Raw genomic sequence first — 12815 nt, forward strand, 5'->3', positions numbered from 1 at the left:
CCGCTCGGACGGCGACAGTGGCGGTGACGCACGGGTCGGCGCTAAACACGCGGCGCGGTGTACGCGGAAATCGGCCGATCCGTTCGGATTCACCGGCCGCCTGCGCGAGTTACCATCGCAACAGCCCACGCGCTTCCGCGGAGCGCGAACACGCCCCGGCAGTCGACGGATGGGATCTCGAAGATGAACTCTCACAACAGACGACGACGCGGCTCACGAATCGCGATTGCGGCACTGGCGGTTTCGATCGTGGCGTTGTGCGCCCCGGCCACCGGGCAGGCCGACGCGCCGCCGGTTCCGCCGCTCGGCGGCGATTTCCTCTGGGGCGTGGCCTCTTCCGGATTTCAGAGCGAAGGCTATGCACCGGACAGCAATTGGCGCCGGCACGCCGGTGCGACGGCGCCGGACGCGTATCGCGATTCGGTGGACTTCTATCACCATTACCGCGAGGATATCGCGCTCGCACGGGATCTCGGTGTGAAGGTGTATCGGATCAGCGTCGAGTGGGCGCGGATCCAGCCCCGGCCGGGCGAATGGGACGAGGACGGTTTCGCGTTCTACGACAACGTGATCGGCGCGATCCGGGCGGCCGGGATGCGGCCGATGATCACCCTCGACCACTGGGTGTACCCCGGCTGGGAGGCCGATCGCGGCGGCTGGGCCCAGCCGGGCATGGTGGACGACTGGCTCGCCTCGGCCCGGCGGGTCGTGGATCGGTACGCCGGCGACGATCCGCTGTGGGTCACGATCAACGAGCCGTTCGACTATCCGCGGCTGATGGTGAGCCAGGGACAGTTGCGCCAGGATCAGGTTCCGGCGATGTACGACCGGATGGTGGCCGTGCACAACTCGATCTACGACTACATCCACGCCCGGCAGCCGGGGGCGATGGTGACCAGCAATGTGTCGTATCTGCCGCTCGTCGAGACGCTGACGGCGCTGGCCTTCGAGGATCGGATCGCCGCCAAACTCGATTACGTCGGCATCGACTACTACTACGGCGAACCGCCCGGTTCGGCCGCGCTGAACAATCCGCCGTGGCTGGATCCGCTGCAGCCGGAGGGCATCTACTACGCGCTGCGGCACTACGCGCGCCAATTCCCCGGCAAGCCACTGTATGTCGTCGAGAACGGCATGGCCACGCTGGACGGCGGGCCCCGGCAGGACGGCTGGACCCGCGCCGACGATCTGCGTGACACCGCCTACTGGTTGCAGCGCGCGCGGGCCGACGGGCTGAACGTCATCGGCTACAACTACTGGAGTCTCACCGACAATTACGAATGGGGCAGTTACGCACCGCGTTTCGGGCTCTACACGGTCGACGTCACCAGTGATCCGACGCTGACCCGGCGGCCCACCGACGCGGTCCCCGCCTACCGGGACCTCATCGCGGCCGGCGGTGTGCCGGGCGACTACGCGCTGTCGCATCCGACGGCGAACTGTTCGGCGGTCGACCCGCCGAGCAGTTGCCTGCAACCGGTGACCGGTCCGACCCGTTAATCCTGGTCGTGCTGAAGGTATTCCAGCACGGCGAGGACGCGGCGGTTGCCGTCCGTGTCGGCGGGCAGGTCCAGTTTCGCGAAGATGTTGTTGATGTGCTTGCTGATCGCCTGCTGGCTCAGCACCAGGGCAGCGGCGATACCGGCGTTGTTGCGGCCTTCGGCCATGAGCGACAACACCTCTCGTTCCCGATCGGTGAGGCGGGCGAGGCCGCTGCGCCGATGGGCGACCATCGCCGCGACGACCTTCGGATCCAGTACCGTGCCGCCGGCCGCGACCCGGCCGATGGTGTCCAGGAACATGTCGATGTGCGCGACCCGGTCCTTCAGCAGATAGCCGAGCGCGCCGTCGCCGGAGCTCATCAGCTCGCGGGCGTAGAGCTGTTCGACGTACTGGCTGAGCACCAGCACAGGCAGGCCCGGCCGGCGCCGGCGCGCCTCGATCGCGGCGACCAGACCCTCGTTGGTGAAGGTGGGCGGCATCCGGACGTCGAGGATCACCAGGTCGGGACGTTCCCGCTCGACCGCCTCCGGCAGCCCCGCGGCGTCGCCCAGTTCGGCCGCGACGTCGATGTCGTGCGCGTTCAGCAGCCTGGTCAGCCCGTCGCGCAGCAGCACCGAATCCTCGGCGATCACAACTCGCACGGCAACTCCATGATCACCTCGGTGGGACCGCCCGGCGGACTGCGCAATTCGAGCGTGCCGTCGAACACCTCCAGCCGGCGGGCCACGCCGAGCAGTCCGGTGCCGAGGTCGAGGCGGGCGCCGCCGATTCCGTTGTCGCCGACGACCACCGTCAGCAGGCCGAGGCCGTAGCCGATCGTGACGGTGGCCCGGTCGGCGTGGCTGTGCTTGACCACGTTGGCGAGACATTCGGAGACGGCGAAATACAACGCCGATTCCAGCGGCGCCGGCGGCCGGGCGGGCAGGGCCGCGGTCACGGTGGTGGCGACCGACAGGTCCACGGCCAGCGCTTCGACGGCCCCGACGAGGCCGCGGTCGCCGAGCACCGGCGGGTGGATACCGCGCATGACGGTGCGCAGATCCTCCAGGGCCGCGAGGGCACCCGCCCGCGCCTCGGCGACGAGGTCGCCCGCCGCGGCGGGATCGCGGGCGACCAGGCGCTCGGTCATGCCGAGCGTCATCGCCACCGACACCAGGCGGGCCTGGGCGCCGTCGTGCAGATCCCGCTCGATCCGTTCCAGCTCCGCCGCCCGCACGTCCAATGCGTCGCGGCGGGTACGGGTCAGCACGTCGACTCGTTCGGCCAGTTCCCGCTCGCGGCTCGGCGGCATCCGGCGCAGCATCCACCAGTGCCCGGCCAGCAGCGCCGTCATGAACGGCAGCGGCCATGCGGGCCAGAAGAATCCGTGCCCCACCAGTGCCCATGCGCCGATCTGCACGGCGTTGACCAGCAGGAACAGGTCCCGGTGCACGACCCAGCCCCGCCGCCGGCCCGCCGGTGCGCGCACCGCGTCGCGCACCGCGAGCACCACCACTATCAGTGTGGCCCAGCCGAACCAGACCCACCGCGGCCAGAAGTACCGGTCGCCGTTGGCAGTCCACAACCAGAGCTGGAATATCCCGTCCGCCACCGCCACAATCGTGAGCGCGGTCAGCGCGACCGCCCACCGGGACGGCCGCCGCCGGGGCGCCCCGGTGCCGGATTCGGCAGGTGTCACGGCACCGGTGGCCGGTTCGCTGGGCTCGATCATCAGGACCCCAGCGTACGCAGGACCGCGATCGGGTCCGCGCGGTTGTTGTGCCGGGTCACCAGGACCGCCGTCACCATCGTCAGCGTGGCGACGACCGCGATCACGGCGAGGTAGACGCCGATCGAGACCTCGGGGATCAGCCGATGGGTGGTCCGCAGGCCGAACGGCACGATGGTCACGAGCGCGCCGATCGTGCCGAACAGCAGGCCGACGCCCAGGGTGAGGCCCTGTTCCAGACACGCCAGGCCGAGCAGCCGGCGCGGCGTCGCGCCGATCAGCCGCTGCTGCGCGAATTCACGCCGGCGGTCGGCGAGGGTGACGACGATCAGGTTGACCAGCATGACCGCCGCGAACATGGAAATAACGCCCACCATCACATAATTCAGGGTCGCCACGTTCCGGTCGCCGGAATTCATCGAAGTGTGCACGGAATTCGTGATCAACTGCATATAGAGCGTACCGGTGGCGGCGCTCGTGACGACCACCACCGGCATCGTCGGCGTCGCGGCCCGTTGCAGCCGCTGCCGGATCGCGGCGAGCGCGATCTCGCCGGACTGCCCCGCCAGCCGCGCCGCGGGTGCGAGCAGCGTGGCCGCCGCGCCGACCAGCAGCGGGGCGAGCAGCGCGAACCCGATCCCGGCGAAAATGCACCCCTCCGCGGCGACGGATTGCAGGGCGTTGACATCCCCTGCGTCGATGACGGTCGCCGTGAGCACGGCGCACGACAGCCCGCCGCACAGCGCGATCAGCCCGGCCCACAACTGCACGCGGCCCATCCGCGGGCGATCCGCCGCGGCCGCGAACAACGCTTCGCGCACAACGCGTTTCGCGGCACGGCCGGCGGTCAGCCGGGTGGCCGTCATCGACGCGACGATCGCGATGCCGAACCCGATGCCGATCGCCGCCGGCCCGAAGCGATAACCGACATCCGCCGAGACCTGATGGGTGTCGCGCAGCATCGTCAGCAACGCGAGACCGCCGGCGCACCCCACCGGCAACGCCATCACGGCCGCCGCGCCGACCACGAGCCAGTTTTCGCGCATGATCAGCGAGACGACCTGACGTGGGGTCGCGCCGACGCTGCGCAGCAGCGCCAGCTCGCCGGCGCGCTGTCGGGTCGTGACGGCCAGGGCCGCCGCGACCGCGGCCGCGACGATGACCGCTCCCCAGCCGCCCACCACACTCGCGACGATGATCAGCGTGGTCCGGCTCGAATCCGGCACCCCGGGCCGCAGCCCGGTGTCGAGCATGGCGCCGAACGCCATCACCACGCTCGTGCCGAGGAATACCGAGAGGAACGCGGCGGTGAAGGCCACCGGGCGATTCCGCAACGAGGCGAGCGCGACGGCGTTCATGCGCGCGCTCCCGTCTTCGCGGCGGCATCGCTCAGGTGGGTCATCCGCTGGGCGATCGCCTCGGCGGTGGGGCCGGTCATGCTGTCGACGATCATGCCGTCGGCCAGGAAGACCACGGTGTCGGCGCAGGCGGCGGCCACCGGATCATGGGTCACCATGACCACGGTCTGCCCGAAGGCGTCGACGGCCTGGCGCAGCATCAGCAGCACCTGGCGTCCGCTCGTGGTGTCCAGCGCGCCCGTGGGCTCGTCCGCGAACAGCACCGCCGGCCGGGCGAGCAGGGCCCGCGCGATGGCGGCCCGCTGCTGCTGACCGCCGGACAGCGCCTGCGGCAGCCGGTCGGCCACCGGCGCCAGCCCGAGGCGGTTCAGCAGATCGGCGCAGGCGGCCCGATCCACCGTCCGCCCGGCGAACAGCAACGGCAGCAACACATTCTGGGTCACCGTCAGGTACGGGATCAGGTTGTACTGCTGGAACACGAAACCGATGTGCTCCCGGCGGAATTCGGTGACCTGATTCTCGTTGCCGCGCGGCGGTTCCACGCCCCCGACGTAGATCCGCCCCTCCGACGGTTCGTCCAGTCCGGCGGCGCATTGCAGCAACGTGCTCTTGCCGGAACCCGACGGACCCATCACCGCGGTGAAACTCCCCGATCTCAGTACCAGGGAGACACCGCGCAACGCCTCCACCGGATTCACCTCGCCGTACCTCTTCGATACCGCCACAAGGCGTAGTGCCTCAGCCCGACCGGCCATCACGAACCATCCATTTCCGTTGCGAATTCGATGGATTCGACGTTAGGAAAATCGACCGGGCGCCGACATCATGCCGGTATCCGTTGTTCGGTAGAGGTAGCTCTACCCCGTGCCTCTCGTTCCCGATCCGCCGGCACGACCGGGCGCACGAATTGCGGCATTCCCGTCCGGCTCAGGGCACGAGGACCAAGCGGCCGCGCAGACCACCGGCTTCCAGGCGTTCGTGCGCCTCCCGGGCTCGCTCCAACGGCAGGGTGGCGGCGACGCGCAGGGCCGGGCGATTCCGAGCGAGGGCGGCCAGCGCGGGACCGTCGGCACTGATCCACTGCTCGTGAACGCGGATGCCGCGCAACGGAATCGGGGCCGATCCGCCCACGACGGTGGCGAACGCACCGCGGGTGCGGACGGCCGCCAGGGCGCGCACCCCGAGACCCGCGGTGTCCACCGCCCCGTCGACGCCGCCCGGGATCAGCGCGCGGACTTCCGTTGCCGGGTCCGGAGTGTCGCGATCTATGAACCAGGTTGCGCCCCAAGACCGTAGCCGCGGTTCGTCGGCCGCCGCCGCGACGACAGCGACCCGGAGCCCGAGGCCGACCGCGAATTGGACGGCGAAGCCACCGACCGCCCCGGCCGCGCCGATGATCAGGAGCGTGTCGTCCGGGGACAATCGCAGCAGGTCCAGTGCCTGCCGAGCGGTCAGGCCGTTCAGCGGCAGGGTGGCCGCCTCGACCGGCGGCAGATCGGAGGCGGCGACCGCCGTCGCGTCGAGCACGACGTAGTCGGCGTAGCAGCCGAGTTCGCGGTCCAGCAGGTCCTGGATCCCGATCACGCTGTCCCCCACCGCGAATGCGCGTACCCCCGGCCCGGTTTCCGCGATCGTGCCCGCGACATCCCAGCCGATTCCCGTGGTGGCGCGTGGTGTCATCAGACCGCCGGCGGCCAGCGCGCCGGACCGGGTGACGAGGTCGACGGGATTGACGGTCGCCGCCTGCACCTTGATCAGGACCTGGCCGGAGCCCGGCCGGGGCACCGGCACCTCGATCACCTCCAGTACTTCGGGCCCGCCGTAGCCGCGGGCGATCACCGCACGCATGGTTTCTGTATCGCTCATGTGATCAACGTAGGGAGAGTTGCTCTCCATCGGGAAGTAGGCACCTCGAGGTGCGTACCGCACCCACGCGTAGGCATATTCGGCTGTCGCGGTCGTCATCGGGTCGTCCCGCCGCACCCGGCTGTCGGTCGTTCATACCGGGATCGGCCCTCGATGCTGGATGTGCCGGGCTCCGAACGGAATGCGGCGGCGGACGGGCGGTGCGGTTCGGTTGCGCAGAGTTGGCCGGGGCGACATCGGCAGTTCCGCGATAGCGGTCGCGCCGGGGCCACGAATCGGGTATGCCGGTGTTGTGCAGATCGATGTGACGCCCGGAGTGGGTGCGGGGGTGGGTGAACCGTGATCTGTCCGCACTGCGACAAGGATGTGTTGCGCAAGGAACGGAGCGGGCGGCGGTGCTCCAAGTGCCGCCGGGAATTCGCGCTGGAGCCGAAGGAGAGCCCCTTCGGGCTGCACGATCTGCGGATGCGCCAACTGGCCGAGAAACTCGGTGACGGCCGGGGATTGCGCTACACGACCACTCAGCTCTGGTACGCCGCCGGACGGAAGAAACTGCCGGATCCGCAGAAGCGGTACAACGGGGTCCGGGTGTTCGTCACCATCGCGGTCGTTCTGTTCTGCTTCTTCGCGATGGTGGGGCGTGCGCTGCCGGTGCCGGTCGGCCTGTGCGTGGCCCTGGTCGCGGTGGCGGCGGCCAATCTGCTGTTGCGGCGGTACCGGACTCGGATCATGGACTCGGTACGGATTCGAATCCCGGTGGACTTCAAGGTATTCCAGCACTCGGTGTTGCAACGCTGGGCCACCGTCTACCGATTCCCTCCGCTCGGGTCGGTGGACGAGTCCGAGGCGCTGCCGCCGCCGGTACCGCAGCCGCGCTTCGCGGTGCTGTGCCCGGAACGCAGCGTGCTGACCTGCCTCGCGGCCAACGACGTCACCCGCCGGCACGATCTGGCGCTGGCCCAGCGGATCGACCAACTGCCGCCGGCGATTCCGGTCATCCTGCTGCACGACGCGAGCCTGCCCGCCCTGCGGTTCGCCGAGCAGACCCGCGCCCAGCTCGCGCCGCGACCGGTGCTGAACCAGCTGACACCGCGGACCGTACTGGCCAAGGGGGCGCTGCTGCGCCTGCGGACCCAGCCGCCGACACCGGAGGAGCTGGCCGCGGCGCCGCGTAACGTGTTGTCGCAGGAGGAGTTCGACTGGCTGGCCGCCGGCTGCTGGTCGCCGATCGCGGCGCTGCCACCGGCCCGGCTGCTGGCCATGATGGACAAGGCCGTCGACCGCATCGAGCAGGCGACCGATCCCGACCGGCACCGGGCCCGCATGGTCGGCTTCCTCAGCTGGCCGGCGTGATGCGGGATCGGATCTCGGATCGGTTGCTGCGCATCGCGATCGAGCGGGTCAGCGCGCCGGGCGGGCTGCGATTCACCGAACGTCAGCTGTACTACCAGGTCTGCCGGGCGGCCCTGCCGGTGCACCGGCTACCGCACCGGATCGCCCGCACCTTCCCGGTTCCGTTGAGCTATCCGGTCTTCCGGCGAGCGCTCGAACGGCACGGTGCGGTGCCGGGCCTGCTCACGCCGCAACCACCGCGCACCGGACCGGCGGGCCGGCACACCCCGGAGACCGATCTGTTCGACTACGGCCTGCCGCGGCTGCTGGTCTGCCAATCCGACGCCGTCGCACAGATGTTGCGCGCCAACGCCGTTCCGATCGAGTCGGCGTGCCCGGTGGTGAGCGCGGCGGAACTGCCGCTGGATCCGCGGGTGACGGCCATGCTGGCCCGGGTCGAGCGGTCCGCGGTGTACGTGCTGCACGACGCCAGTGCCGAGGGACACGACTTCCCCTCGCGCGTAGCCGCTCTCACCGACATCCCGGACGGCGTGCGGCTGGTGCCGCTGGGCCTGCGCGCGAATCAGGCCGCGCGCCTGCACGTCTTCCATCACCGCGGCGAAGCGCGGCCCGTCGCATCGGAACTCGATCCCTGGGAACGCGCCTGGCTGGCTCGCGGCCGATACGCGGAAGTGGAAGCGGTCCGCCCGGCCTCGCTGCTGCGCACGGTGCACCGGCTCGTGCGCGACGTCCGCAGACCACCGCGCACCGTGGTCGGCGAGTGGCGCCGAGCCCGCACAACGGGCTTCCTCACCTGGCCCGCGGCATGAGCGGCCGGGGGCCGGAGGCGGTAGCGGAGCGTCACCACGCAGGACCCCCGCTCATGCCCCGGACACACAGCATGAGCGGCCGGGGGCCGGAGGCGGTAGCGGAGCGTCACCACGCAGGACCCCCGCTCATGCCCCGGATACACAGCATGAGCGGCCGGGGGCCGGAGGCGGTAGCGGAGCATCACCACGCGGGCACCCCGCTCGTGCAGAATTTACGCCGCAGGAGAGGGGCGAACGATGCCGGTGCACCGGCAGATCACCTATACCGATGAGCTGCTCGCCGACGGCACCGCCCATCGGCGCTACTCCGACGGCCGGGAGGAGTGGCGCAGCCGGACCCCGGAGGGCACGGTGTCGTGGCACGACAGTCAGGGCAACGCCGGGACCGACGAACCGCTGGGCCGGACACTGGTGAAGCGCACCTTCCGCGACGGCCGCGTGGTGTACGGCCGGGAGGGCGGTTACGGCCGGACCCTGTGGGGCGAGGGCGTTCTCACCGTGAACCGGTCCTCGTTCGGCGGCCGGGTCGGCATCATCCTGGCGGCCGTGGCCGGTGGCGCGCTGCTGACCGCGATGGCGATGCCGCCGGACGTCCTGACCGCGGAGCAGGAGGAGGAGTTGCGCCGGCAGGCGGCGGGACAGCAGTCGAACTCCGACAGCAGTTCCGACGACAGCGGCTGGGGCGACGACTCCGGCGACGACAGCAGCGATTTCGGCTGAGGGGCAGGATGTCTCGCTGGTGCGCGATACTCACCCCGGACGATCCGGCCGGCCGGATCCGGGCGCTCGGCGGTGAACCGGTCGCGGTGACCGATCGGTACGCGCTGGGGACGGTCACCGGCCCCGGTGCCCACGCGGAGCTGTTCCGTGCCGGAAGCCCTTCCCGCGCATCGGATCTGGTGGCGATCGGCGAGGTGACGCTGTACAACGCCGACCGGTTGCGGGCCCGGCTCGGCGCCGCCGCGCCGCCGCGTGGATGCGGCGACGGCGAACTGCTGCTGCACTGTTACGCCCATCTCGGACTCGACGGGATCGCCGCGGCGGACGGTATCTTCGCGCTCGCGATCGCCGACGGCGCGGATCTGCTGCTGGTGCGCGACCATGTCGGCGGCCGGACCCTGTTCCACGCCCGCTCCGGCGGCACCTGGGCCGCGTCGACCTCGCTGCGCGCGCTCACCCGCTGGCCGGATCTGCGCACCGGCCTGAATCTGCCCGCGGTGCAGTCGTTTCTGAGTTTCGCGTATCTGCCCGGCCGCGACACCCTGCTGCGCGACGTGTACGAGGTGCTGCCGGGCCGCTGCCTCCGGCTGCGGCCCGACGGATCCTCGTCCGAGGAGATCTTCTGGGAGCCGCGCGAATTCGAGGAGGACGGGCCGGCGGGCGGATTCGCTCGCGGGTTGCGGGAACTGCTGGAGGACGCGACGGCCCGGCGGCTGCCCGCCGGCGAACCGGTCGGGGTGCTGTTGTCCGGCGGCATCGACTCCAGCCTGGTGACCGCGCTCACGGCCAAACTGCACGATCAGCCGGTGCGTACCTACTCGATCAGCTTCGGCGACACCATGCCGAACGAACTCGCCTACTCGGGACTGGTTGCGGCGCATTGTCATACCCGGCACCGGGTGCTCACCGTCTCCGGCGAGGCGGTCGCGGCCCGGCTCGCGGAGACCATGGGGCTGCTGGACTGCCCGGTCGGCGATCCGCTCACCGTGCCGAATCTGATGCTGGCGGAGGCGGTCGCGGCCGACGGCGCCGCGGTGGTGCTCAACGGCGAGGGCGGCGATCCGGTGTTCGGCGGTCCCAAGAACCTGCCGATGCTGATCTTCGAACTGTCCCGCGACGATCCGGATCCCCGGGCGCGGGCGCGCGCCTATCTGGACAGCTACCGGAAATGTCATGCCGACCTGCCGATCCTGCTGAGCCCCGAGGTGCGCGCCGCGCTGGCCGACGCGCCACCGCTCACCGACGTCTTCACGCCCTATCTGCGGCAGGGGCACATGCGCGGACTGCTCAATCAGCTGTTGCACGCGAACCTGCGCACCAAGGGCGCGCACCACATCCTCTCCAAGGTGGAGCGCATCACCACCGCGGCCGGGGTGCAGGGCCGGTCGCCGCTGTTCGACCGCGCGGTGATCGACTACGCCTTCCGGATTCCGCAGCGCTACAAGCTCGCCGGGACCAGCGAGAAGTGGATCCTGAAACAGGCCGTGCGCGATCTGCTTCCGGACACGATCGTCGATCGGCCGAAGAGCGGGATGCGAGTTCCGGTGCAGCAGTGGCTCGCCGGACCGTTGCGCGAACTCGGCCACGACCTGTTGCTGGGCCGGTCGGCGCGGGCCCGGGGCCTGTTCCGGGAGGACACCATCCGGGCCTGGCTGGAGGGTCGCGGCGCGTTGCTGCCCAGGCAGGGCGGCAAGCTCTGGCTGGTGCTGTCGCTGGAGCTGTGGTTGCGTTCCTTCGAGGTCGGTCCCTGATCGGACCGGCGCCGACACCGGACGCGAGGAGTTCGCCGAATGCCGCAGCCACGCATCAAGCACACGGCCGACGACGAGAACGAGGTCCACGACGTCGGCGGTTTCGTCGACGCGGGCCGCTGCGTCGTGACCCCGGTGGTGCGGTTCCCGGCCGCGGTGGCGCTGGCCGTGGTGCAGGCGTTCGCGGGAATCGTCCAGCGCGCCAAGACCTCTCCCGTGGCGACCGCCGCGGACGCGGACGGCGTGGTGCGCTCCCAGACCTTCGAGGAGGGCGACGTCTACATGATCGAGAAGCCCTTCGACGGTTACGTGGCCGACCGCTACCTGATGGACTTCTACGACGTCACCGACCGCGACATCTGCTCACGCATGCATCTGCACACCGGGCTGCGGTTCGTCCGGATGATGACCGGCCCGGACACCCTGATCCGGGTCGGCAGCCTCTCCCCCTTCGAGGTCACCCACGTCGAGGGCGTGACGCCGTTCCGGCCGGAGGTGTTCGCCGACGATCTGCCGGACACCCCGCCCGAGGTGCACCGGATCCGCCACAACCTGATCGTGCCGCCGTGCTCGTTCGTCGACATGCAGATTCCGCGCGGCACCAGCCACCAGTTCAACGCCGTCGGACCGCACGCCGTGATCGACTCCGTGCATCCGGAGGAGTCGATCGAGGTGTTCCGGGAACGCATGTCCGGCTATCGGATGATGGCGCAGACGGTCTTCCTCGCCGATACCCTGCCGCCCGCCGCGAGTTGCCTGGCGACGCTGCCGGATCCGGGCCGTTGACCGGTTATCCGGCGTCGCCGAGATCCGCCGCCAGCACCGAGCGCGCGGCATCCAGTGCGCCGTCGCATCGGCTCTGCGCCTCCGACACCTCCTTGGCGCCGGCCTGTCCGGCCCGCAGTTGCTGCAGGCGTTCGATCCGGTCCAGCGCGGTGAGTACGGCCGTGCTGGACGATCTCGGGCCGTAGAGTTCGACCCGGGTGGCCGCCCGGCGTAGCTCCGCGAACACCGTCTCGGGGGCCAGAGACCCACCGTCCTGCGGTTCGCGCAGCACCCGCGCGGCCGACAGGAACTGCACGCAGGCGTCCTCGTATTTGCCCTGCCGCGCGTCCCGCCGGTCGATGTCGCGCACGCGCAGCGCCAGCCGCATGGCGTGCCGGCCGCTGAGCAGTCCGCTGAGGACGGTGGTGAGATTGCCGACGATCGCCACGACGGCAATCAGCCACAGCTCGAGTGTCATGTGCGGAGACATACCACCGCTGGGCGGCGGCCACCACCGCTGCGGCGCCTTGCCCGAACTGCTGCGAGGTTGCGGGATCCACGGGCGGCGTACCATCGGTCGGGAGAGCGTCCACGGCGTCCGGCGGATATCGCGACGAAAGAAATTGGTGCGATTAACACCGCCGTGACGGGTTATCGCTGTGCTGTACCGGTAGTGCCGGTAGGACACGACGACAGGAGGATATCGTGCTCGGGCTCGGAATCATCGGCTGGATCATCATCGGCGGCTTGGCCGGATGGATCGCCAGCAAGATCATGAAAACGGATGCGCAGCAGGGCATCTTCTTGAACATCGTCGTCGGCGTGGTCGGCGGTCTGATCGGCGGCTTCATCCTGAAGTTGTTCGGCGTCGACGTCGAGGGTGGCGGGCTGATCTTCAGCTTCCTGACCTGTCTGGGCGGCGCCGTCGTCCTGCTGTTCCTGGTCAACCTGGTCACGGGCCGCCGCGCGGTGCGCTGACCGG

At 70.2% G+C, this 12815-nt stretch carries 13 protein-coding genes; 7 read left to right on the forward strand and 6 right to left on the reverse strand.

What is annotated here, in order from left to right; genetic code table 11:
• The first annotated feature begins 183 nt into the window (after positions 1–183).
• Positions 184–1500, forward strand: a complete 1317-nt coding sequence (locus NRB56_RS17820) for a family 1 glycosylhydrolase (protein ID WP_227837886.1) — start codon at positions 184–186, stop codon at positions 1498–1500.
• On the opposite strand, the gene NRB56_RS17825 is transcribed toward NRB56_RS17820, so the two are convergent.
• The 5 genes from NRB56_RS17825 to NRB56_RS17845 form a co-directional block, all read right to left on the reverse strand.
• Positions 1497–2144 carry a response regulator transcription factor gene (locus tag NRB56_RS17825; RefSeq protein WP_319943135.1) on the reverse strand — a complete coding sequence of 216 codons (648 nt, stop codon included), beginning with the start codon at positions 2142–2144 and terminating at the stop codon, positions 1497–1499. The two genes, NRB56_RS17820 and NRB56_RS17825, sit on opposite strands and share 4 nt — an antisense overlap.
• Positions 2132–3214: a histidine kinase gene (locus NRB56_RS17830; RefSeq protein WP_227837889.1), complete on the reverse strand. Its 1083-nt coding sequence runs from the start codon at positions 3212–3214 to the stop codon at positions 2132–2134. Before NRB56_RS17830 ends, NRB56_RS17825 begins: the two co-directional genes overlap by 13 nt.
• On the reverse strand, positions 3214–4569 hold the full coding sequence (locus NRB56_RS17835; protein ID WP_153343564.1) for an FtsX-like permease family protein: 1356 nt from the start codon (positions 4567–4569) through the stop codon (positions 3214–3216). Before NRB56_RS17835 ends, NRB56_RS17830 begins: the two co-directional genes overlap by 1 nt.
• Positions 4566–5324, reverse strand: a complete 759-nt coding sequence (locus tag NRB56_RS17840) for an ABC transporter ATP-binding protein (protein ID WP_153343566.1) — start codon at positions 5322–5324, stop codon at positions 4566–4568. The genes NRB56_RS17835 and NRB56_RS17840 overlap by 4 nt, the downstream gene beginning before the upstream one ends.
• Before the next feature lie 172 nt (positions 5325–5496).
• A complete protein-coding gene (locus tag NRB56_RS17845; protein WP_227837891.1) occupies positions 5497–6435 on the reverse strand; it encodes an NADP-dependent oxidoreductase in 939 nt (312 codons plus the stop codon).
• Between the two features lie 369 nt (positions 6436–6804).
• Here NRB56_RS17845 and NRB56_RS17850 point away from each other — a divergent pair, with 369 nt between their 5' ends.
• From NRB56_RS17850 to NRB56_RS17870, 5 genes are all read left to right on the forward strand, one after another.
• Positions 6805–7788 carry a hypothetical protein gene (locus NRB56_RS17850; RefSeq protein WP_153343568.1) on the forward strand — a complete coding sequence of 328 codons (984 nt, stop codon included), beginning with the start codon at positions 6805–6807 and terminating at the stop codon, positions 7786–7788.
• The gene (locus tag NRB56_RS17855) at positions 7788–8597 is read left to right on the forward strand and encodes a hypothetical protein (RefSeq protein ID WP_153343840.1); all 810 of its coding nucleotides are present in this window, start codon (positions 7788–7790) and stop codon (positions 8595–8597) included. Before NRB56_RS17850 ends, NRB56_RS17855 begins: the two co-directional genes overlap by 1 nt.
• A gap of 237 nt (positions 8598–8834) precedes the next feature.
• A complete protein-coding gene (locus tag NRB56_RS17860; protein WP_153343570.1) occupies positions 8835–9317 on the forward strand; it encodes a hypothetical protein in 483 nt (160 codons plus the stop codon).
• Between the two features lie 8 nt (positions 9318–9325).
• A complete protein-coding gene (locus NRB56_RS17865; RefSeq protein WP_153343572.1) occupies positions 9326–11068 on the forward strand; it encodes an asparagine synthetase B family protein in 1743 nt (580 codons plus the stop codon).
• A 39-nt stretch (positions 11069–11107) separates the two neighbouring features.
• Positions 11108–11854: a hypothetical protein gene (locus tag NRB56_RS17870; RefSeq protein WP_153343574.1), complete on the forward strand. Its 747-nt coding sequence runs from the start codon at positions 11108–11110 to the stop codon at positions 11852–11854.
• 4 nt (positions 11855–11858) lie between these two features.
• On the opposite strand, the gene NRB56_RS17875 is transcribed toward NRB56_RS17870, so the two are convergent.
• On the reverse strand, positions 11859–12311 hold the full coding sequence (locus NRB56_RS17875; RefSeq protein ID WP_153343576.1) for a hypothetical protein: 453 nt from the start codon (positions 12309–12311) through the stop codon (positions 11859–11861).
• Between the two features lie 227 nt (positions 12312–12538).
• Between NRB56_RS17875 and NRB56_RS17880 the strand changes: the two genes are divergently transcribed.
• Positions 12539–12811, forward strand: a complete 273-nt coding sequence (locus tag NRB56_RS17880) for a GlsB/YeaQ/YmgE family stress response membrane protein (RefSeq protein ID WP_319943137.1) — start codon at positions 12539–12541, stop codon at positions 12809–12811.
• Positions 12812–12815 lie beyond the last annotated feature (4 nt).

The sequence above is a fragment of the Nocardia aurantia genome (assembly GCF_009604425.1).
GTDB classification, from domain to species: Bacteria; Actinomycetota; Actinomycetes; order Mycobacteriales; family Mycobacteriaceae; genus Nocardia; species Nocardia aurantia.